At 31.6% G+C, this 21,390-nt stretch carries 18 protein-coding genes and 1 riboswitch; of the genes, 7 read left to right on the forward strand and 11 right to left on the reverse strand.

All coding sequences use genetic code 11. The features are described 5' to 3' along the window. Positions 1 to 149 precede the first annotated feature (149 nt). Entirely contained in the window at positions 150 to 662 is a 513-nt protein-coding gene (locus BAQ46_RS04315) for a GrpB family protein (protein ID WP_000437686.1), read from the reverse strand. Positions 663 to 790: 128 nt separating this feature from the next. On the opposite strand from BAQ46_RS04315, the gene BAQ46_RS04320 reads away from it, so the two are divergent. Next, entirely contained in the window at positions 791 to 1,672 is an 882-nt protein-coding gene (locus BAQ46_RS04320) for a protein kinase family protein (protein WP_071741671.1), read from the forward strand. Positions 1,673 to 1,760: 88 nt separating this feature from the next. Beyond that, positions 1,761 to 3,029, forward strand: coding sequence for a sensor histidine kinase (locus BAQ46_RS04325; protein ID WP_001012258.1), 1,269 nt, complete (start codon positions 1,761 to 1,763; stop codon positions 3,027 to 3,029). Positions 3,030 to 3,121: 92 nt separating this feature from the next. On the opposite strand, the gene BAQ46_RS04330 is transcribed toward BAQ46_RS04325, so the two are convergent. The 4 genes from BAQ46_RS04330 to BAQ46_RS04345 form a co-directional block, all read right to left on the reverse strand. Continuing rightward, positions 3,122 to 3,229: a YjcZ family sporulation protein gene (locus BAQ46_RS04330; protein ID WP_000120182.1), complete on the reverse strand. Its 108-nt coding sequence runs from the start codon at positions 3,227 to 3,229 to the stop codon at positions 3,122 to 3,124. A 135-nt stretch (positions 3,230 to 3,364) separates the two neighbouring features. Continuing rightward, on the reverse strand, positions 3,365 to 4,165 hold the full coding sequence (locus tag BAQ46_RS04335) for an energy-coupling factor transporter transmembrane component T family protein (RefSeq protein WP_000282909.1): 801 nt from the start codon (positions 4,163 to 4,165) through the stop codon (positions 3,365 to 3,367). Beyond that, on the reverse strand, positions 4,158 to 5,858 hold the full coding sequence (locus tag BAQ46_RS04340) for an ABC transporter ATP-binding protein (protein WP_071741672.1): 1,701 nt from the start codon (positions 5,856 to 5,858) through the stop codon (positions 4,158 to 4,160). The genes BAQ46_RS04335 and BAQ46_RS04340 overlap by 8 nt, the downstream gene beginning before the upstream one ends. Positions 5,859 to 5,868: 10 nt before the next feature. Beyond that, positions 5,869 to 6,417 (reverse strand): ECF-type riboflavin transporter substrate-binding protein, encoded by a 549-nt coding sequence (locus BAQ46_RS04345; RefSeq protein WP_001038200.1) that lies wholly within the window; start codon positions 6,415 to 6,417, stop codon positions 5,869 to 5,871. Positions 6,418 to 6,556: 139 nt separating this feature from the next. Then, positions 6,557 to 6,672: riboswitch (SAM riboswitch) on the reverse strand. A 153-nt stretch (positions 6,673 to 6,825) separates the two neighbouring features. Here BAQ46_RS04345 and BAQ46_RS04350 point away from each other — a divergent pair. Continuing rightward, positions 6,826 to 7,506 carry an aspartate/glutamate racemase family protein gene (locus BAQ46_RS04350; RefSeq protein WP_000864406.1) on the forward strand — a complete coding sequence of 227 codons (681 nt, stop codon included), beginning with the start codon at positions 6,826 to 6,828 and terminating at the stop codon, positions 7,504 to 7,506. Positions 7,507 to 7,555: 49 nt separating this feature from the next. On the opposite strand, the gene BAQ46_RS04355 is transcribed toward BAQ46_RS04350, so the two are convergent. From BAQ46_RS04355 to BAQ46_RS04365, 3 genes are all read right to left on the reverse strand, one after another. Further along, entirely contained in the window at positions 7,556 to 8,734 is a 1,179-nt protein-coding gene (locus tag BAQ46_RS04355; protein ID WP_071741673.1) for a macrolide family glycosyltransferase, read from the reverse strand. Between the two features lie 369 nt (positions 8,735 to 9,103). Beyond that, entirely contained in the window at positions 9,104 to 11,197 is a 2,094-nt protein-coding gene (locus tag BAQ46_RS04360) for a peptidoglycan D,D-transpeptidase FtsI family protein (protein ID WP_061130313.1), read from the reverse strand. Positions 11,198 to 11,411: 214 nt separating this feature from the next. Next, complete coding sequence (locus BAQ46_RS04365; protein ID WP_071741674.1) at positions 11,412 to 13,199, reverse strand: PAS domain-containing sensor histidine kinase; 1,788 nt, start codon at positions 13,197 to 13,199, stop codon at positions 11,412 to 11,414. A gap of 693 nt (positions 13,200 to 13,892) precedes the next feature. Here BAQ46_RS04365 and BAQ46_RS04370 point away from each other — a divergent pair. Genes BAQ46_RS04370 through BAQ46_RS04385 form a run of 4 tightly spaced genes read left to right on the forward strand, consistent with a single transcriptional unit; the run spans position 13,893 to position 18,408 of the window. After that, entirely contained in the window at positions 13,893 to 14,444 is a 552-nt protein-coding gene (locus tag BAQ46_RS04370; protein WP_000708737.1) for a helix-turn-helix domain-containing protein, read from the forward strand. 34 nt (positions 14,445 to 14,478) lie between these two features. After that, entirely contained in the window at positions 14,479 to 15,825 is a 1,347-nt protein-coding gene (locus BAQ46_RS04375) for a tyrosine-type recombinase/integrase (protein WP_000529730.1), read from the forward strand. A 2-nt stretch (positions 15,826 to 15,827) separates the two neighbouring features. Then, positions 15,828 to 17,969, forward strand: a complete 2,142-nt coding sequence (locus BAQ46_RS04380) for a site-specific integrase (RefSeq protein WP_000104012.1) — start codon at positions 15,828 to 15,830, stop codon at positions 17,967 to 17,969. Next, a complete protein-coding gene (locus BAQ46_RS04385) occupies positions 17,935 to 18,408 on the forward strand; it encodes a hypothetical protein (protein WP_001072817.1) in 474 nt (157 codons plus the stop codon). Before BAQ46_RS04380 ends, BAQ46_RS04385 begins: the two co-directional genes overlap by 35 nt. A gap of 238 nt (positions 18,409 to 18,646) precedes the next feature. Here the strand turns inward: BAQ46_RS04385 and tet are convergent, their stop codons facing one another. The 3 genes from tet to BAQ46_RS04395 form a co-directional block, all read right to left on the reverse strand. Beyond that, positions 18,647 to 20,023 carry a Tet(L)/Tet(K)/Tet(45) family tetracycline efflux MFS transporter gene (gene tet / locus BAQ46_RS04390; RefSeq protein WP_001097891.1) on the reverse strand — a complete coding sequence of 459 codons (1,377 nt, stop codon included), beginning with the start codon at positions 20,021 to 20,023 and terminating at the stop codon, positions 18,647 to 18,649. Between the two features lie 37 nt (positions 20,024 to 20,060). Next, complete coding sequence (locus BAQ46_RS31645; RefSeq protein ID WP_106081929.1) at positions 20,061 to 20,123, reverse strand: tetracycline resistance efflux system leader peptide; 63 nt, start codon at positions 20,121 to 20,123, stop codon at positions 20,061 to 20,063. Positions 20,124 to 20,462: 339 nt separating this feature from the next. Next, on the reverse strand, positions 20,463 to 21,314 hold the full coding sequence (locus BAQ46_RS04395; protein WP_000766401.1) for a Cof-type HAD-IIB family hydrolase: 852 nt from the start codon (positions 21,312 to 21,314) through the stop codon (positions 20,463 to 20,465). Positions 21,315 to 21,390 lie beyond the last annotated feature (76 nt).

The following is a 21,390-nucleotide window of genomic DNA, read 5'->3' on the forward strand; positions in this document are numbered from 1 at the left end:
TATTTTCAATGTACTAGAAATATCGAAATAAATAAACTAATCTGTCTCCAATAATTAGATGTATATCGTTATGACAAAAGAAAAAATCCCTCCCTATAAATAACGCAGGAAGGGATTTTTTAAATTTTTTCAGATAAAAATCTGTAATGTTAATTCTTTTGAGTTTTAGCTAATTCTAATATCTTTTGAATAAATGGTGCTTTTGCATTTGTATAAGAAACACGATCAAAAGGATATGTAGCTGCAAGTCTCTCTTTTAGTTCTCTATATTCTTTACGTGCCCATTCATGCTTTATTAGAAAGTCTCGAAATAAAAGATTGTTTTTCCATTCGTCACTATTATAAATATAAACATGTAAATGATGAGTACCTGCTCTCCATTTTCCCTTTCTAAAAAAACGCCAATTAGGTGTTTCTTTTGGAACATACTCATATCCGATTTTTAATAGATCACCAATCCACTTTTCGATAATTTGCAAATCTGTTACGCCAATCATCATATCAATTAAAGGTTTCGCTCCTAACCCTTGTACAGATGTGCTCCCTATATGTTCAATAGCAATACAATCTTCCCCGAATAAAGAAATAAATTTCTCTTTTTCTATTAAATACTCTTCGTGCCACTCTTTTTCATATGGTTTAATAACGATTTGTTGTTCCATTTTATCCCCCTTTTTATAATTACTTATTATTATATTTATATAAATTTCATGTGATTCACATAGGATTTTTACAAAACGTGTCGAATACTGAAATATATAACTTAATTATAATAAATGCGAGGTATAATATGAAAGATATTCCAGTTGAAATTCAGTTAAATCAAGTTACATTCCAGTTAAAAGAACATCATAATTTTGATTGGCTATTGAAATTAGGAACCGTATTTGCAGTTTTTGACCAGCAAGATTCAGGTAATATAAGTTTTGGTGTTGAAAAAAATGGCCATAAAAAATTCATTAAATACGCAGGGGCACAAACAATTGCATACGAAGGAACAATAAACGACGCTATTGAACGTTTGAAAAATTCAGTTTTCCTATACGAGGAATTAAAACACAACTCGCTTATAAAACTAATTGAACACTTTCCAGTTCAATTTGGATATGTATTAATTTTCGATTGGTTTGATGGTGAATGTCTTCATTCGCACTGGAGTTTCCCGCCTCCTGAAAAATATAAAAATCCAAACTCTCCATTTTATAAATTTAAGCATTTACCTGTTAGAAAACGAGTTCAATCCTTAAATTCCATTTTTTCTTTCCATACATATGTCGAAAAGAAAAAATATGTAGCGATAGATTTTTATGATGGTAGTATTATGTATAATTTTAATACAAATGAAACGAAAATTTGTGATATTGATTTATATTCTAAAAAACCATACGTAAATAAAATGGGAAGATTATGGGGTTCCTCACGTTTTATGTCTCCTGAAGAATTTGAGCTAAACGCTATAATTGATTCGAGAACAAATGTATTTAATATGGGGGCAATGGCTTTCGCGATTTTAGGTGGTGGAAAAGATCGCTCCTTTACAAAATGGGAAGCAAGTAGGGATTTATATGAAATAGCGTATCGCGCAGTAAATGAAAATCGAACCGAACGATATGCATCAGTTAAAGAATTTTATGAAGAGTGGGTAAACGTGTCGAATACTAAAAAGATATAAATCTATATTATTCAAACAAATATATAGTTTATACTATTATCATGATAATATATATGAAAAGGAAATTAAAAATAACGAGGCAAATATTATGAACTTTGTGTATATCAATCAACACGTGTTAAATAACCTTCTATACATTTTAAGTAGCATATTTATTTTTTATTTTATATATGATAGCGGGCGCAATTTGAAGAAATATAAAAAACTACTTATTATACTTTGTACGAGTATCCCTCTTATTTTATGTATGCGCTATCCTATCTATATGGATGAAAATTGTATTCATGATTTAAGACAAATACCGGTTATAGTAGGTACGCTTTATGGTGGCTTCCCTGTCGGTATAACATTGTTTGCTATTTTATTAATTACAAGATTTTCATTTTATGGATTTAGTATGTTAACAATAGTAGTGTATGGAACAATGTTTATCATTACAGCATTCGCATCCGCAAAATTTAATACGTATAATAGAAAAATTAAAGTAGCTTATGCAATGTTTTTAACATTTTTCTTAGCAATATTTACAACTGTAATTGTATTAACTTTATCAGATTTTGAAGTGAATAATTTGTACATCATTTATTTCATAATATTACCAACCGTTTTAATGTTGTTTGTAGTTTATTTTAATGAAGTTTTAAAAGATGCAGTATGCATGCGATCGAAGTTAATTAAAATGGAAAAAATGGAGATTGTTAGCCAACTCGCTGCTAGTATATCGCACGAAGTAAGAAATCCCTTAACTGTTGTAAAAGGATTTACACAACTTTTAAAAACACCAAATTTAACTCCAGAATCAAGAGACGAGTATATTAAGCATATACTGGAAGAATTACATCACGCCCAAGGAATTATTGATGATTATTTAACGTTTGCCAAACCTGCTTCAGAAAAATTAGATGAGATTTCAGTAGAACAAGAATTAAATCGAGTTATTAATATGATCTTACCTTTATGTAATATGAATACAATACATATTACAAAAGATTTCTCTACGGCAACAATAGTTGGTAATAAACAGCACTTTCAGCAATGTTTTTTAAACTTATTAAAAAATGGTATTGAAGCAATGCCTAATGGCGGTACTTTAAATATCTCCTCTTCTATTAGTAATAATAAAGTTATCATACGAATTGAAGATAGCGGAATTGGTATGTCACAAGAGCAAATAAATCGATTTGGCGAACCGTATTTTAGTACAAAAACGAAAGGTACAGGTTTAGGTACAATGGTTGCTGTTAAGATCATTGAAACGATGCAAGGTAATTTAAAAATCCGAAGCGTTATGAATAAAGGTACTACTTTGACAATTACATTTCCGAAATGTAATACAAACGCATCTAACAATAAATAAAAAAGGAGCAATTATGCTCCTTTTTTATCTGTTTCGATACATAAGTATCTTCTATGTTTTTTAGTTTTACATTTGTGGAGACTAACTAAAAATTAGTACCCTCCGCCCCAGCAGCTGCATCCAACGATAATTAATAAAATAAATAACACAACTAATAAAGCGAAACCTCCACCAAAACCACAAGAACCACCGTAACTCATATTTTCTCCTCCTTTTGGTTTGAAAACTAATAGGTAGTTGATCATTTTAACTGGTTCGTATTATACATTATGTAAATATCCCTTTTTTGAGCATGTCTATATAAAAATAAGTAAAAGCACTCATTTGAGAGTGCTTTAAAATGGATACCAAAAATTTTGAAATACATGTAACTTTACATATACTGCAGCAATTAAAATAAAAATACCTACAAATAAAGCAATGAAATCCTGGCTTTTCGCTTTATTTGTATAGAACCACGTACGTGTATCCTTCTTTCCGAACCCTCTTAAATCCATTGCGTTTGAAACTGTATCGATTCTCTCTAAAGAATGAATAATTAAAGGCCAAAAAATTAAGACACGGTTTTGCATGCGGATCCATAAACTTGCTTCTCCTTTTTCGAAAGCTACTCCTCTCGCCTCTTGGGCATGTTTAATAACTTTATATTCGGACTGAATATCAGGTATATAACGTAATGCAATATTTATCGCATAAGTAATTTTATAATGAATTCGAAATTTACTTAAGCTACTCACAAATTTGCTTGGATCAGTCGTATAAATAAAAATAAGTGTAAATGGTAATAACGTAAAATACTTTAACGAAAGTGTAGCTGCATAAAATAATGTTTCGTATGTAATTGTTGCATATCCAATATACATAAATGAAGTATACGATCCAGTTAATTCAGATCCATGGGTTGGTGTAATAAATAAGATCATGACAGAATTTAATAAACTAAATGTAAATATAACAGTAAAAACAATGAAAATTTTACGAAATGGAATTTTAGCAACTAAAAGTCCGATACATCCAATTATAAATACGAATAGCAATACGCGAAAATCAAAAAATAAAAAGGTAAGCGTCATACCAAAAATAAATAACAACAATTTCACTGCTCCGTCCATGCGATGGAAATATGTATTATACACCTTCCTCCCTCCTAATATCATTAAAATAAAGTTCCATAAATTTTTCAGGATTTGCAATACCACTAAATTTAACGAGTTTGAATAAAGAGCTCTCCTTTAAGTTCGCTCTTTTTAATGTTTCTGGATGCCCTAATACAGTAGACGCGGTATTATTCGCAATAATTTCCCCTTCATGTAGAACTATTGCTCTGTCCGCATATTCTGATGCGAGATTCATATCGTGTGTGATAAAAATAAATGATATTCCCTTTTTAGCTAATTTTCTAATAAACGACATAAACTGTTTATAATGATAATAATCTTGTCCCGCTGTCGGTTCATCTAATATGATAAGTTTTGGATTTGCTGTTAGTACAGATGCAATCGTTAATCTCTTTTTTTGTCCATAACTTAACGCCTGAATTGGCCAATTTCGAAATGGATACAAACCACAAATTTTTAACGCTTCCTCCGCTCTAAACTTAATTTCTTTCTTTGAAACCTTTTTTAATTTTAATGTGAATGAAACCTCTTCTATAACAGTAGGTTGTGTAATCATGTGATTTGGATTTTGCATGACATAAGATATAATCTCACCGCGTTTACATATAGACCAAGAATTGATATTTACTCCATCAATTAAAATCCTTCCATTTTTTGTTTTGTTTATTCCTATAAGACTATGAGCTAATGTTGATTTTCCAGCTCCGTTATGGCCCAAAAGTGCTACAATTTCTCCTTCATATATGGATAATTTTACATTCTCTAATACTTTTTGTTTATTAGGATATGAAAATGATAAATTCTCTACTTTCAATAATTCTTTTTTTGTAGGAGTATCTTTACAAAAAGCTTTTTTCTCCATCCACTCTTTTATTACGCCACTAATACTTTCCTTATGAAGATTTTCAAGTGGATATATTACGTCATTATTACTATCAAAATGTAATCTTTTTAATCCTTCTATGTACATAGGTTCTCTTAATCCGATTGAGGGTAATATATTTGACGCTAAAATCTCATCTGGTGCCCCTATCGCAACAATTTCCCCTTCATCAATTAAAATAATTTTATCTAAATCCAGATTTAACATTTCTTCTATTCGATGTTCAATAATTACAATTGTTTTATTATATTGCTTATGTATATTTTTAATAAGTTCAATTGTATGTAAGCTGCTAGCTGGATCTAAATTTGCTAACGGTTCATCGAACAATAATATAGGAGCATTTGTTGTTAACAAACCCGCTAAAGAAACAGTTTGTTTTTGCCCTCCAGATAATTCATGCGGACTTTGTTTATGAAAAGTATGCATCCCTACCTTTTTTAATGACTCCGAGACAATCTTTTTCATTTCATCCTGATTTACACATTCATTTTCTAAATAAAAGGCTACATCTTCTTCTACTGTAAGACCAATAAATTGTGCATCTTGATCTTGCAAAATTGTGCCTACATGTTTACTCAGTTCAAAAACACTCTTTTTCCTCGGATCTTTTCCAGCAATTAAAATATTACCAGTACTAGCCCCTTCATAAGAAAATGGGATTAGCCCATTCATACAATGAGCTAACGTTGATTTCCCTGAACCACTTCGTCCAGCAATTAGCACTTTTTCCCCAGGATATATATGAAATGTAATGTCTTTCACAGTAGGCTGCGCTGCATGCTTATATTGAAAGTTGAATTGTTCAAAAGAAATAATTGGTTGCATTTTAATATCCCTACTTTTCAATTTTTAAATGTGTATGTTTCTTATTCGATTTAGCTAGGCCTATTGTAATTGGCAATCCAAGAACTAAAAATACAATAACGTCAGCAATTGTTGCACCTAACACTTGTATAACAATTTTGTCAAACGGTTCTCCCATTACAATAATATCGAATGCCCCAGCAAATATAATAGCAATGACAATTCCAATTAAGCCAGTAATGGCTAAATAAGAAATATCTCCCTTATTATATGTCCCGTTTTTCACACTAAAGCCAACTCTTTTTTGAATGAACCCCATTGCAAAGCCAATAATGCCTGAACTAATAACCCATCCCCACCAAATACCCCAGCCAGCGATTGTGTCTGTTACGGTATGACCGATAAGTCCTATTAACAGTCCTGCCACTGGACCAAATAACGCTCCAAAAACGGTTAAAATAGCTAATGCAGGTTTAATAAATGTATTTGGTGCAATAGAAAATCCCCAAAGTCCTAATATCCCGTATAATGCTGCTCCAATTCCGATTGCCACTACTAATTTTGTTGATAATTTGTTCATAACAATTCCCCCCTCTTAATAGTCAACTTTTATTACTCTATATTTATTTTGAAAATGAATTATGCATCGACACTCCCTTTCTATACAACAAAAAATGACCTCTTACATAAGAGGTCATTTTCTTTCACATTTAAGAATCCTCTTATCTTCCAAAAAACACATCGTGTTCTCCGCGGACTTAGCACCTTCCTATACATTTACATAGGGGTTGCTGAGGTTTCATAGGGCCGTTCCCTCCACCTCTCTGGATAAGTATTAATTTGTAATTCGTATTATGGCATTAAAAAGTATAAATTTCAACACTTTTCTAATTATTTTTATTTTTTGTTTAATAGTACATTTAAATCATTGTATTCTTATCGGAATTATGAAATAATGAATTCAAAATAGTTACGGGAGGAATATACGATGAAAGTAATTGGTTTAATTGGTGGACTAAGTTGGGAATCTACATCATTATACTATAAACATATTAATACACTTACACTCTCTCAATACGACCAAAATGCAAAGCTTGTTTTATATAGCATGGACTTTGGTGAAGTAACGACTTTATTACAAAATCATCAATATGAAGAAGTGAAAAACGAATTAGTTACTGTTGCAAAGAAGGTTGAAAAATCCGGAGCTGAATGTTTATTAATGTGTTCCAATACGGTCCATCTATTTGCTGAAGAAGTAGAAAGTGCAATATCCATTCCACTTCTTCACATAGGTGATGTAAGTGCTAAAGAAATGGTAGAACAGAATATAAAGCGTATCGGATTATTGGGTACGAAACAAACGATGGAACAAGACTTCTATAAATCACGTCTAGCAAACTATAACATTGAGACAATCATCCCAAATGAAGAGGAAAGAAATTTTATTCATCATGTTATTTTAAATGAATTAAGTAAAGGAATTATTTCAGAAACATCAAAAGAAAAGCTATTACAAATTACAAAATCATTAATTCAAAATGGCGCAGAAGGTATACTACTAGGTTGCACCGAAATACCGTTGCTCATTTCCCAAAACGACCTTACTGTTCCTGTTTTTGATACTGCTTTTTTACATGCAAATACTGCTGTGCAGTTTGCGGGATAATCATATAAAAGCATAAAGGTTGAGCCTCTATGCTTTTATATTACCCACACTATTTATTTAAAAGAGATGTAATCACTGTGATTGCTTCATTTGAACCACCACAATCTAAAAAACTATCCTTCAGTTTTCGTATACCATGCTTATACTTTTCATTTAAAAGTACGTCTGTTACCGCTTCTTTTAAACTTTGTACATTAACATGCTCTTTCAATAACCTATGTGCGGCTTCCAGCTCAGTTAGTCTTTGTGCTATCATCGGTTGATCTTTATCATGTGGAATGATGACAAATGGGACATTAAAATAAATAGCGTCGTGTACACTGTTCATGCCGCCATGTGTAATAAAAACATCTGCTTCATTTAATATTTCTGATTGGGGTACGTATGAAGCAATTATAAAATTGTCTGGCGCTTTCTTAATTTTAGAACGATCATTTCTATCACCAATTGCCATTACAACTACCCCTTTAAAATCTGAGAAAGTATCAATACAAGTATTAAAGAATGGTTCAAGTCCTTCAAGCAGTGTCCCCATTGAAATATAAATAACTTTCTTACCTTTAAGCAATTCAAGTGGAAACTCTACATTTGTTTTACGCTTTGAAATACTTGGTCCAATAAAAATGTTATTTTCTCCAAACAAATCGCTATTAGGTTGGAAGTAACGACTTGTGTACACAAGAGTAATATCTCCCTTGTTATGCATAAATTGAAGATTGTTTTTAGGCTTTAGTCCAAATTCATGTTCCATTCGATATAGTAACTGTTCAGAAATTTCATCAGGTTGGAATGGTATTTCTGCATTAGGATGAAAAGGTAAAGTCTCCAAAAATTCAGTAGGAATTAAAAATATAGGAGAAGAAACTATGCCTGGAATTTGTAAATACTCCTTTACTAACTCTCCAGCACCAAATATATCATAAATTACGAAATCAAAATTAATGCTTTCACATAATTGTTTCGTAATTTCTAATATATATAAAGAAGTTTGAACATGTACATGAAAGAAAGAGTTCAATCCATATGAAGTTTCAGTATCAATAGAAATATCCTTTAATAAATCTGGATGGGTATATACAGTAGCTCCCAAATCTTCAATTCTGCCTTTAAAGTGTTCTGTAGTAATATAGTGTACGTGATCCCCCCGTTCAGTAAAGGCTTTGACTAAACTTAATGTCGGGTTTACATGTCCCTCTGCTGGAAAATTAATCATTAAAATATTTAGCACTTCTTTCTCACTCCTTACATTTCAACACTCTTATTAATCATACTGTAATGATTACCGTCAATCTTCCCCTAATAGTCCTAATATACTTGCTACTTTAGATTGATAAATAATTGTCAGTTATTTAATTAAAAAAGGCATCTACATAAGTAGATGCCTAACCGTGATAAGGAGTGTTCTGTGAGGTTAGAATAAGCTTTTCAGCTTGTCCTATGCTATCAATATATGATTTATTTTATAAAACGTGAACAATTGATAGAATGATTTTACCTTTCTATCACCCATTTTGAATCTATCCCTAAATTAAATGACTCTAGTTTCTATATTATTTCATATGTTTTAACCTTCTTGAGAGCTATCTATTTGTAAAATTTATCCAGTCAATCTCTTATTTTTTAATTCAAAATAAGCATCTAAAACTTCTTTTCCAATATCAGAGTTAATACCAGATTTATCATTCATAACCCACGGCACAACTACAGAGAATGCTACTTCTGGATTATCATATGGCGCATACCCTGCTAACGTTAAGTTATAACATTCTCTTCTCTCGCCCTTTTCATTTCTTCCAATATCGCTTTCTCCACCGTAAACTGTCTGTGCTGTTCCTGTTTTACCTGCTGGTTTATAAGATGCTTTTTGGAACGCCCTTACTCCCGTTCCATCACCTTCTTGGAATACCTTTCTAAATCCTTCTTTTACTTGATTTATATATTCCTCTTTCATATCAATTTTATTTAAAACAATTGGTTCTACTGCATGCACCACTTTACCAATCTCATCTTTTTGCGACGTTTGCTCTCTTACCTCTTGTACAATTTGTGGCTTCATTCGATATCCACCGTTTGCAATTGTTGAAATATACTGTACGAGCTGAAGTGGTGTATACGTGTCATACTGACCAATTGAGTAATCTAATAAGAAACCCGGCTGATTATCTTTTTTACCAATTTGTCCAGCTGTTTCATTCGGTAAATCAATACCCGTTGGAACACCTAATCCGAATTGTCTGAAATAGTACCTCATTTTATCAAAGTATTCCTGTTTAATATTTAATGAACTATTTTTCACATAATCCACACCTGCAATTTTTAATGCTGTATGAAACATATAAACGTTTGAAGAGACTTGTAACGCTCTTAAATCATCAATGTTTCCAAACTCTTTCCAAGATTTCTTCTCCCTAGTACCTTTAAACTTCATAGGTGCATCATAAAAATAAGTACCTGGTGTTATAGCTTTCGTTTCAAATCCAGTTAAAACTGTGGCACCTTTAACTGTTGATCCCAGCTCATATGAACTAGTCATTGTACCTAATGCATAGTCTTCAATTTCTGTTTTCCCGTCTTTTTCTACAAGTCTTTTCCCAGCCATTGATAATACTTGTCCGTTTTTCGGATTCATCATTACAACGAAAGCACGGTCCAACATAGATTCAGATCCTTTATATGCCTTTAATATTTTTTCTATACTTTCTTCTACTTTTTTCTGTAATTCCATATCTATCGTTAAAGTTAAGTTCTTACCGCTCTTTCCCTCAGAAATTGTTTCCGTTCTAATTGTAGTACCTTGTTTATCTGCAACGCTTCTTACTTCTTTTTTTGTACCATGAAGTACATCTTCATATTGCTGCTCGATATAACTTTTTCCAACCCTATCATTTCGGCTATAATCACGTACTAAGTAATAATCTAATCGTTCACTTGGTAATCCTTCATCAGAATTAGAAACATTTCCAAGAACGGATCGGAATAATCCATCATTCACATACACTCTCTCCCAATCAACCGACACGTCTACACCTGGGAGATTTGCTAAACCTTCACTAATTATAGTAAATTCCTTTTCACTAACGTCTTTTTTTATAATTTGTGGAGCCATTTGATAACCAGAAGTCATCTTACTTTTAATAGCTAACACTTTTATATCTTTATCTGTTAAATCTTGAAGATTTTTATCCGTAACTCGTTTTCTTTTTAACTCTTCAATTTTTTTATCTAAATTTTTCCCGGTAATATCTTTATCTCTGAACCTATTTATTTCTTTTTTAGATACTAATTTTTCGGTTAGTGTCGGATTTAATTGCATCCAAAAATCTTTCTTATCCGTCTCAGTTAGTTTATCTATATCTTCTTTTGGTATTTCAATTATGTCTGCAAGTTGTCTTGCTGTTTTTAATATTTCTTCTGATTTTACACCTTTCATCTTTGTATATGTAATTGTACGTAAAGACTTATTATCAACTACTGGATTCCCTTCTCGGTCAAATATTTTCCCCCGCGGCACAGAAAGGCTTACGGTTGCATTTTCTCTCTTCTCCACTTCATTTTTATACGTCTCACCATCAATAATTTGTACTTTACCTAATTGTATAATCATGGCAGAAAACAATATAAATACACATAAGAATAAAATGTTTAACCGCATCGGTACTGCTCTACCGCTTTTTTTCTCTTGTTTTTTCACCTTGTCATAATCTCCTCCTTACTGTATTTCTATTAATAATTGAATCTATATATTAAAAGTAATGCACATTTTCTATACATTACTTTGCACAAATACTAATATATTGATAAAAACTTAATAGAAATTAAAGCAAATCTAAAGAAAAGGTAAAGTTTTCTAAATTAAATACAAAAATACCCAATAACGAAAAGCTTAACTTTTCGTTATTGGGTATTTAAGAATTAATAATTGAACGTATTGATTCTAATCTATCATCATAATTTGATAAAGGCTTTTTACTCTGAATTTTTGGCAAGTAAATCGTTACTGTTGTTCCGACGCCAACCTCACTCATAATACTTATATTCCCTTGATGACTTTCAATAATTTTATAACTTAACATCAATCCAATACCGGTACCTTTTTCTTTCGTACTATAGAATGGTTCACCTAATCTTTTAATTCGTTCTTCAGGTATTCCTATTCCTTTATCAATTACACTAATAATGATACCATCTTTGCCTATTTCTTTTATGTGAATTGAAATTCTCCCACCATCTGGCATAGCTTCGATTGAATTTTGCAAAATGTTAATAAATACTTGTTTCAGTTGATTTTCTGAGCATTCAATGATTATATCTTTGGTATCTGTAAATAGTTCAACTTGAATATTCGTCATAATTGCCTTTGTATTCATTAGCGATACGACATTTTTAAAAATTTGATAAATATTTTTCTTTTCTGTATTTATTTCATCCGTTTTAGCAATGGATAGAAATTCTTGAAGGATTGCTTCTATCCGTTCAATTTCAGAAAGCATAAGATTAAAATATTTTTCTTGATCTTCTTTATTAATTTGGAATAATTGAATAAACCCTTTAATTACAGTTAACGGATTTCTTACTTCATGAGCTACACCAGCCGCTAATTGTCCAATTGCTGCAAGCGTATCTGATTTATTTAGCAATTCTTCTGTCTTTTTTCGCTCTGTAATATCGCGTACGATAATCATAATTTTATCCTGTAATAATGGTAAGCACCTGGCTTCAAAGAAGTCAACACTGCCATTAAGTGTAAGTGGATATTCTACTATTACATTCGTTCCTTTTTCCTTCACTTGACTAATGGCTTCCTGAAACTGCTGTGCTACTGGAGATGGTAAGACATCGTAAAACTTTTTTCCCATAAAAGCTTCTGCGGGTACGTAAAATTTTGTAGGGGATCCTGCTTTATAATCAATAATTGTGCCGTCATCTTCTGTTAAGAAACATAAGTCTGGTAAAGCTTGAAAAATTAATTCCAATTCAGACGTTTGTTGTATTAATTTCTCTTCTATTGCTTTTAAATGTGTAATATCTACACCAACAGCCCAATAACTAAATCCACTTACAGGAAACTGTTCTGATATATTGGACCACATTATCGTTTTAATTTCACCATTTTTACATGTTAAGCGCATTTCCCAATCTCTAAAGTTCTTTCCACGAGCCAAAAATTTCTTTTGTATCTCGTGACGATAATTATGATCAGGATACAGTAAGCGAAGTGCGTTTGGATTTCCAATTACCTCTTCCGCAGTATATCCTGTTACAATTTCACATTCGCGATTCCACAAAACAAAATCTCCATTATAATCAAGTGCATCAACCATAACAGGCATGTTTTGTAAGATTGTATGTAGTTCCTCCTCTTTTCGAGTAAGTAACGTTGTATTTTTATTTTGAAATCCTTTCATTACCCCACCTATAATTAGATTTGAAAGCATTTCAAAGTATTTTTGGGAATTGAAAATTTCGCTTTTCTGAGACCATACAACAAAAGATCCTAAATATTGATTGTATAAAAAAATGGGGATTTCAATTTTGGGAAGTTTACATATTTTCTTTTCATTTATTCCAAATGAAAATATACATTCTTTTTCAGCATCAAGAAGTTGATGTGATATGTTGGTTAATTGATAAAATTGTTCTGCCATGGTTTCTATTGTACTCACATCAATAAGTTCCATTAGCCGCGCATTCATTCCTTTTTCACCTCAATATGTAAAATTCATACAAACTTTAAATTCATACTTCTCCATTATACGAAGAATGTGCCTGTAGGTATATAGCTGAAGAATAATTATTCGAACAAATTTTATTTTTCAATTAAAAACAAAAAATATATGCATGCAAATTGAAACTCTAATTAGTAAGTTTTATTCATCTCCGACTGATTATTAGCTGAGCCAATCATGATCTTTTATGTTGCATGAACTCTCCTTAACATCCTTACATTCGTTAAGTTTTGACATAGTTTTATACACACTAGTAGCAATATAAAAATACATTACATATAAAGTTCATAAAATTTTCACAATTATCATGAAAAATATAAACATTTATTCCAATATATTCTATATAATAAAATGTAATAAGGCTTCTATGAATCTCATAGAATACCTTACCCCTAATAAAAAGAAAAAAAGAATCTACTATGTAATATTAAAGTAGGTTCTAACACACAAAGCTTTTATAAGCCTTTATGTTAATAAAATGTTGCACATTTTATTAACGGAAATACATCACTAATTTCTAGTGGTGTATTTTTCTTTTAGAAGACCTCTTTATGACCTCATTTGCTACCACAACAAAAAAATAGATTTACTACAGCATTCAATTTTTGTATAATTAAAATAGAATATTCTGGAAACAAAAACTTTTAATGAGGTGTGTTTATGAAAATATACACAGTCAAAGAAGTGTCCTCCCTCATAGGGAAGCATGAAGAAACGATTAAAAGGTGGATACGTTCTGGTAAGCTGCCTAATTCATATCGCAATAGTGATAAAGAAGGATGGCGGATACTTGAAAGTGATTTGCTTCATATTACAGAGATCGTTCCCACAAAAGAAGAACCCCATCAAGAATCCCACATAAAGTCATTTGAAAATGAAGAAGCTACGCTAATAAAATTAGCATACGAAGCTGTTACACTTACCTCACCTACGAAAGAAATTCATTCAGTCTTATCTATTGTTGGAATTAAACGTACTTTAGAAATACTACTTATTATGCAGCAGTCTACTACAAAAGTGAAAAACCCTGATGGATTTATTAAAAAAGCGATTCGTGAAAATTGGAGTCCAACTACTCTTCTCGTTAAAATACCTAAAAAACAAAACAAACACTTATCTGATCTTACACAGCAAGACTACGATGCGATGCAAAACAAAGCAGAAAACACATACCAATCAAAGATTGCACTCTACAACTGGTTAGAAGATTAATTTTATTTAAAGTTGCTGGAAGGTGATTTGCACAATGGGCCAAGGATATTATTATGCATATTGTCCGAAGGATGTTGAGAGTCGATATGAATTGCTAGTTTTTAATAGTAATAATGAACCATTTTTGCCTTTAACGGACTTTTACCAAGATAGTATAGGAAGAATATCGAAAAGTTCAGCTTTATCTTATTTACAATGTCTGTTACCTTTTTTTTATTGGTTAGAACAGCATAGCAACTATCAAGAAAGACATGTGAAATGGGATGATTCACCAGAAATTATACGAATAGCCATTGAAGATTATTTAAAAAGCGAAATGGAATGTAGAGTTCGTGAAAAGGATAGTTTTTGCTTTGTTAATCTAACAAACAAAAGCCCCAATACCGTAAATCTTTTTTTATCTGCGATTAAATCATTCTATAAATCGCTTATTCGTTTAGACGAGTATAATCATCCTAATCCATTAATAGATTCCGAAGCAATTCTCAATGACTATCGTAGTCATGTTGAAGGTGTTAGAAAGGACAAACCACGCATGCCCGCTATTAGCGGAACAGAAGAACCTTTAGAACATCGTAGATTAACGGATTCTTATTTCAAAATTATCAATGATGAATGGCAACCTAAGATTATTGACGATCCCCACTTACCCTTTCAAGTCTATCAAGCGGGGAAAAATATAAATTGGTCTCAAAGAGAAACGGTTATATCACGAATGCTTTTTGAAACTGGAGCTAGGGCTTCTGAAATCATTGAATTAACAATTGGAGATTATCGTTCAAGAAAAAGTCATCAAGAAGTCATTACATTCAGTAAAGGTAGCTATGGAAGAAAGGTAAAGTTTCTTCGATTTAGCAAAGACACTGTAAAACGCCTTTTTCAATATATTAATACCGAAAGAATGAAATATGATATAAACCATTTTAATTATGAACAACTATCTGATGAAGCTCCTATATTCCTTTCAGAGTTTGGTACACCTTTAACGTATCATGCTTGGTACTATCATTGGAACAAAGCAATGACAAATGGCGATATTAAGTTGAATCCACATAAAGCAAGGCATTGGTTTGTCACAACTAGACTTAGAGAGATTCATAACATTTCTAAATATGATTCCGAAATCCACCAACGAAAGAATGAACTTATTAAGTATATGAAATGGAAAAATCCAGATACCATTAGAGTGTATGAGCATTATTTCGATGAGGAAAAACATCGAGAATCACATGACCAAATGTTTGAAAATATGCAAAAAAATGAAATCGAATATGAACAAAGTAAAAAAATGAAGAAAAACATCGAATTCCAACATACAACAATTGAAGTCCAAAAAGAAATAGATCATGATTTACAAGAACTGTTAGAAGGGTTGGAGTAAGTATGTCAACAATAATTAGAGATGTACCAAATAATGAATGGTATGATAAGTTAAAGGAAAAAGTGGACGGAAAAATTCTTCACTTAAAAGACTCAAGAGGTATTTTTCTTTTAGATAAATTAGATGAAAGAAACTTAAAGTATTTCTTGAGTGCTTGTGTTAATAAACCTTGGGCAAATCATCTCTTATTAGGGATACTTACTAGTGCGGATAAAAATCTAGATTCGCATACAATTAGAAATACATTAATAAATGCTAATCCAAGATTCCAAGATATTTTTTTAGCATTTAACTTGAATACGATGTCAGAATTTGATGTTATGGAACATTTGTATAAATATTTTAAAGGAACAATTTATCCCGAACATTCCAATTCTATGAGAATGAGTTTTTTTAAAAATTATAGAGCACTTTCCTCTCAAATGAAAAAGTGGTTAACTCATAAATTATCAATCGAACAACAAGAATATTTTGAGCAATTTCTTTTTCCTATACCTTTATTTAACTCAAATGATTTTCTATTTGAAAAATTAGCGACGGAACAGGCACAAAATAGTCGGAAAGATGAAACAGATGCTATAGTTCCTTTTCTACCCAAAATCCGATCGGAAGCCCATTTCCGCTGGAATCAAATAAAACGTATAAGGGAAAGTTTTCAAAAAACAATAGAACGTGTTGAGGAACAAAACTTATCTCTTCCACTGGAATTTCATTACGAAGAACCGACACGAATTGGAGAACGTTTTTATTTTCGTTTATGGGATAAGCAGTCATTTGTATTACACCACGAAGAATACTTCCCCAAAACAGTAGTTAAACAAGCACAAGAACGTAAATCAACCTATTCGAAAAATAATAATCACCACTTTTTAGAATTTGTAAAATCTGAACCTTTAGATGAAGATGACGAAGTAGATGGATTATGGTTTACTGATTTAATTGAAAATGATGTTCTAGGAAATTTATTTCAAAGGGCCAACAAAGAAGAAATAAAACAAAAACAAGACTTTCTAAAATTGTGGGGGTATATGGATAAGAATTCTGAAAGTAAATCCCCTCCGTTTGCTAGTGGTCATAAAGATATAATTAGTTTTTCTGCTTTTTTAGGTCGTTATAGGAATAATGTAAAAGGTGTTTTTTTTGATGTAGAACCTTTTTATGCTGGATGTACATTTGGTTTATTGGCGATAGATATTCTTACAACAACAGGAGCAAGAATAAATGAACTATTACAAATTAGCAACACGAAAGAATGTATACAAACTAAATTGGTAAAAGAAAAACTTCATTATTCATTTTATGCGATTCCAAAAGGAAGAGATATTGTAGAAGAATTTTATGTGAGTAAACAAACAATGCAAATTATCCAAACTGTTTCACGAATGCTAAAGGATCATTATGGAGGAAAAATTCCCAGTGTTGAATATCGTCATGATAGAAAGCACTTGTTTCCAGGAGAAAAGCCTTATTATTTTCAATATAATCATAAAGCTTTTAAGATTCATGCAGTGTATGCCTGTATTCGATTTCTACTACACGGGTTAAGATTTGAAACACAAGAGGGCTCTCCTGTAATTGTAAAAACACATTTGTTACGGCATGCATTTGCAACAGAAGCTGTACAACGTCAAAAGATGCCTATTGATATTTTGGCGAAAATTCTGCATCAACGAGACTTAGTGGTAACTGAATACTATTCGGCTCCAACTCCAAGTCAAATTGCTGAATCGGTCGGTGAACTTCAAGATGTAATTTCTAGCTATATTGACATAGATGATGCTTTACTACGAAGTCCAGTAGAACTTCAAAAAGAACTTACAGAGTATAGTGAAAAAGTTGGAGTTTTTAATAACGTTTTAGGCGGCACTTGTGTGACAGATTATGTATGTCCGACGAAGATGGCATGTTTAGGGTGCAAAGCAAAAATCCCACAACCAGAACAAGAACATGAACTATTAGAAGCTATTAAGGTTGCAGAGGACATGGAAAAACGTTTCAAAAAAATTGGGCTCGAAATTGAAGTAAGAAAAGCAAAAGAAATGCGGAAACAAGCTAAAATTGAATTAAAAGAAATTGATTTAATCAAAAAATATAGAGAGGAACAGAGATATGAACCAGTTATCAAATCTAACACCTTCTGGTAGTCGTTCTTGGTTGAGGTCTGTTCACGAACAAAGAAAAAATCGTTCTATTCAATTAGGTATGTTGACAATTGATACTCTCATTTCAAATGGAATTCCTGTAACATACAAAAACATTCATGAGAAATCAAAAGAACTTGATGTAACAGGAAAAGGTATCCATTCTAATACAATAAAAAGAAATGAGGAACTGTATTCTTATTACAAACAATATAGTAAGACTTTTAAAATAAAACAAAACAAGAAAAAGACTGCACCACAAACCACATTTGATGAATCGACTATAAGAAACATTTCACCTAGTCGCAATATTTTAAAAGTAAGAAGTAAATATATGAAATTATCTAAAGAAGAACTTGTAGATAAACTTATTCAGACGGAACAATACCTTGCTCGTAATCATCAAAAGTGGGTTACAGGTCATTTTGAAATGTTTAAATAATTAGTTATTTAATGAAGAATAACTTCTCGGAATTTTTTTCATTGTATAAATGTAAAATAACAATAAAGTTATTAAATTTTAAAAGCTCAAATAAATATAACCCCGTTCTAAATTTAGGACGGGGTTATACTTAAAGTTGTTTAATTTTTGATGTAAGATATTTCACTACACTAAAAAAAATAACGATAAAGTCATTTGAAAATCTAAGTTTTATTCAACAATAGCGGCCCAGTCAAGTTCAGCTATTTCTTCTTGAACGCTTATACATATTCATAGTAACCAACCAGCTAATGACGATGATCCCCGCAAAAAGAAATAGCATATTACTGTACAAATGAGTGGATGGATCAGCATTTATAGGTAACAATTTTCGATCTAGCAAACCTATCGATAATAATCCACCTACAATTGCAATACCCATTCCTTCTGATAAAAAGCTTGTAAAATTAAGCAAACTCATTCCAGCACCAGCTTCCTTTTGTTCCAAACTACTTGAAACAATGGTGGAGATAACTGTTTTCGTAAAAGAAAGCCCTCCAAAAACAAAAATTAATATACTTGTCATGAGCCATGGTGTTGTTTCTATAAAAAGGGCAGCTACTAAAAAGCTGATAGAAAGAAATGCAACTCCAGTTGTTAACACAAATAAAGAGCCTTTCTTATCAACAAGAACTCCACCAATATAACCAAAAACAATAACACTCATTGCACCAGGGAAAATAATCCCACTTCCAATTGCAGCAGTACTTAATTGATACACATCTTTCATCATATAAGGAACCATAGAAAGAAATCCTGCTACAGTTCCAAATATAAGTCCTCCACAAATGATTCCAATCATAAATGGGACATTTCTTCCTAGCGCAGGATCAACAAAAGGATTAGATACTTTCCTAATATGTTTAACAAATATCAGGAAACATATAATGCTAACGATTAGAAAGGAAATTCTATAAGATGTCGTAAACATCATAAAAAATACAATACCTACGGACATGAATATTATCCCTACAGTATCAAAAGAGCCTTTTATTACGTCTTCCTGTTTCATTAATTTTGCAAGGAATGGAACAGTGATAATCGTCACAAGTGGTAAAAGCAGTAAATAAGACCAATGGATATATTCAGCAATCACTCCACCAATAAATGGTCCTACACCTTCTCCCATTGCTACAATGGACCCAATAAGTCCAAATGCTTTACCCCTATCTTCTTTTGGGATATAGCGCGCCACAACAACCATCACAAGTGCTGGAAATGCAGCTGCACCCGCGCCCTGGATAAGCCGAGCCAAAATAATTACAGAAAAGAACGAATGCCCAACAAATCCGATAACTGATCCGATGCAGTTCACTATAATTCCAAATAGGAGTAGCTTTTTGATGCCTAGCTGATCCGATAGCTTTCCATATATAGCTGTTCCTATGGAAAAAGTTAATATGAACGCTGTGTTTACCCAGTTTACACTTGCTGGTTCCTTATTAAAATCGCTAGCAATATCAGGTAATGAAACATTTAAAACCATTTCATTTAAAACGCTGAAAAAAGAAAGAACACAAAGCCATAATAAAACTTGATTATGACGTGAATTTGACTGTGAATGAGATGTATTCACATTTAACCCTCCAATAAATAATGAGGGTAGACGTAGTTTATAGGGTCATTGATACGCTTTCCCTCTTTAAATGTACCCAATTATATTTATTGCACTTCATAAATAACTCCTCCTAAATTTGATTTGTATATTTTATCACATATAGCTTAAAATGACTCTCATTTTTTTAGCAACTTTATTATTTTTTAAACGACTTTATTGTAAATCAAGCAACTTTTTCGTCACTTTACAATAAAATTATTTATGATAAAACTCAAATGTTGTAGTAGTAAATGAGGTCATGTAGAGGTCTTTTAAAAGAAAAATACACCACTATTCAATAGTGATGTACTTTCCTTAATAAAATGTGTAACATTTTATTGAATCCCTTGTTTATTATAGGACTTACTAATCATCTGTCCTTTTAATAAAACAATTGGATTCTTTTTTTCTTTTTATGTTACATTACATATTTATATAAAGCATGTGCAACACCATGTTCTTCATTAGATAATGTTTCATATTTACACATCGCTTTTATTTCTTCAACAGCATTTCCCATTGCAATTGAAATGTTCGCTTTTTCCATCATAGAAACATCGTTTAGCCCATCACCTATCGCAACAGTATTTTCAACTGAAATATTAAGATATTCAGCTAAAGTGTATAATCCATTCCCTTTTTGAGCATCTCGATGATTAATCTCTAAATTGTGCCAATATGAAGATGTAATTGCTAAATCTGAATTATGAAGAAATGTTTCTTTTAGTTTTTTTAATTTCTCTATATCATAAGAAAATGGCAACAATTTATGCACGTGTATTTCTGTTTCTACAATTGACTTGCAACTTTCCGTACTATGAAATGCTGTATGCTCAAGGTATAATGCTGCAATTGTTTCTAATTCTTGTATATCCACATTTGTTTTTGAATTTTTCAAATCCTCAATTTCCCTGCGTACACTTTCCACTCCATATTCTGGAACATATACGCCTTTATCTGTATAAAGTTGATAATATAAACCATTCTCTTCAAGATATTCTACTATTTTAAGTGCCTGCATATTTTGAATTGGATATCTTTTCATCATTTTTTTATCTTTATATATAAGTGCACCATTTTCTGCAATGATCGGACACTCTAAATCAGCTTCTAACAATAATCGTTCAATATCGACAATAGAACGTCCTGTACAAATCGCTACAACATGGCCCGCTTCTTGACATGCTCGAATTGCTTTTGCATTCTCTGTACTAATCATTTTATTCCCTGAAAGAAGGGTTCCATCTAAATCAATTGCTATTAATTTCATTATTTCTTCACCACTTTCTAAAATACACGAGTTCTACCTATATTCAAGGTATCGTTTTCACATTGGTCTCGTGAGG

This window comes from Bacillus paranthracis, from assembly GCF_001883995.1.
GTDB lineage: Bacteria > Bacillota > Bacilli > Bacillales > Bacillaceae_G > Bacillus_A > Bacillus_A paranthracis.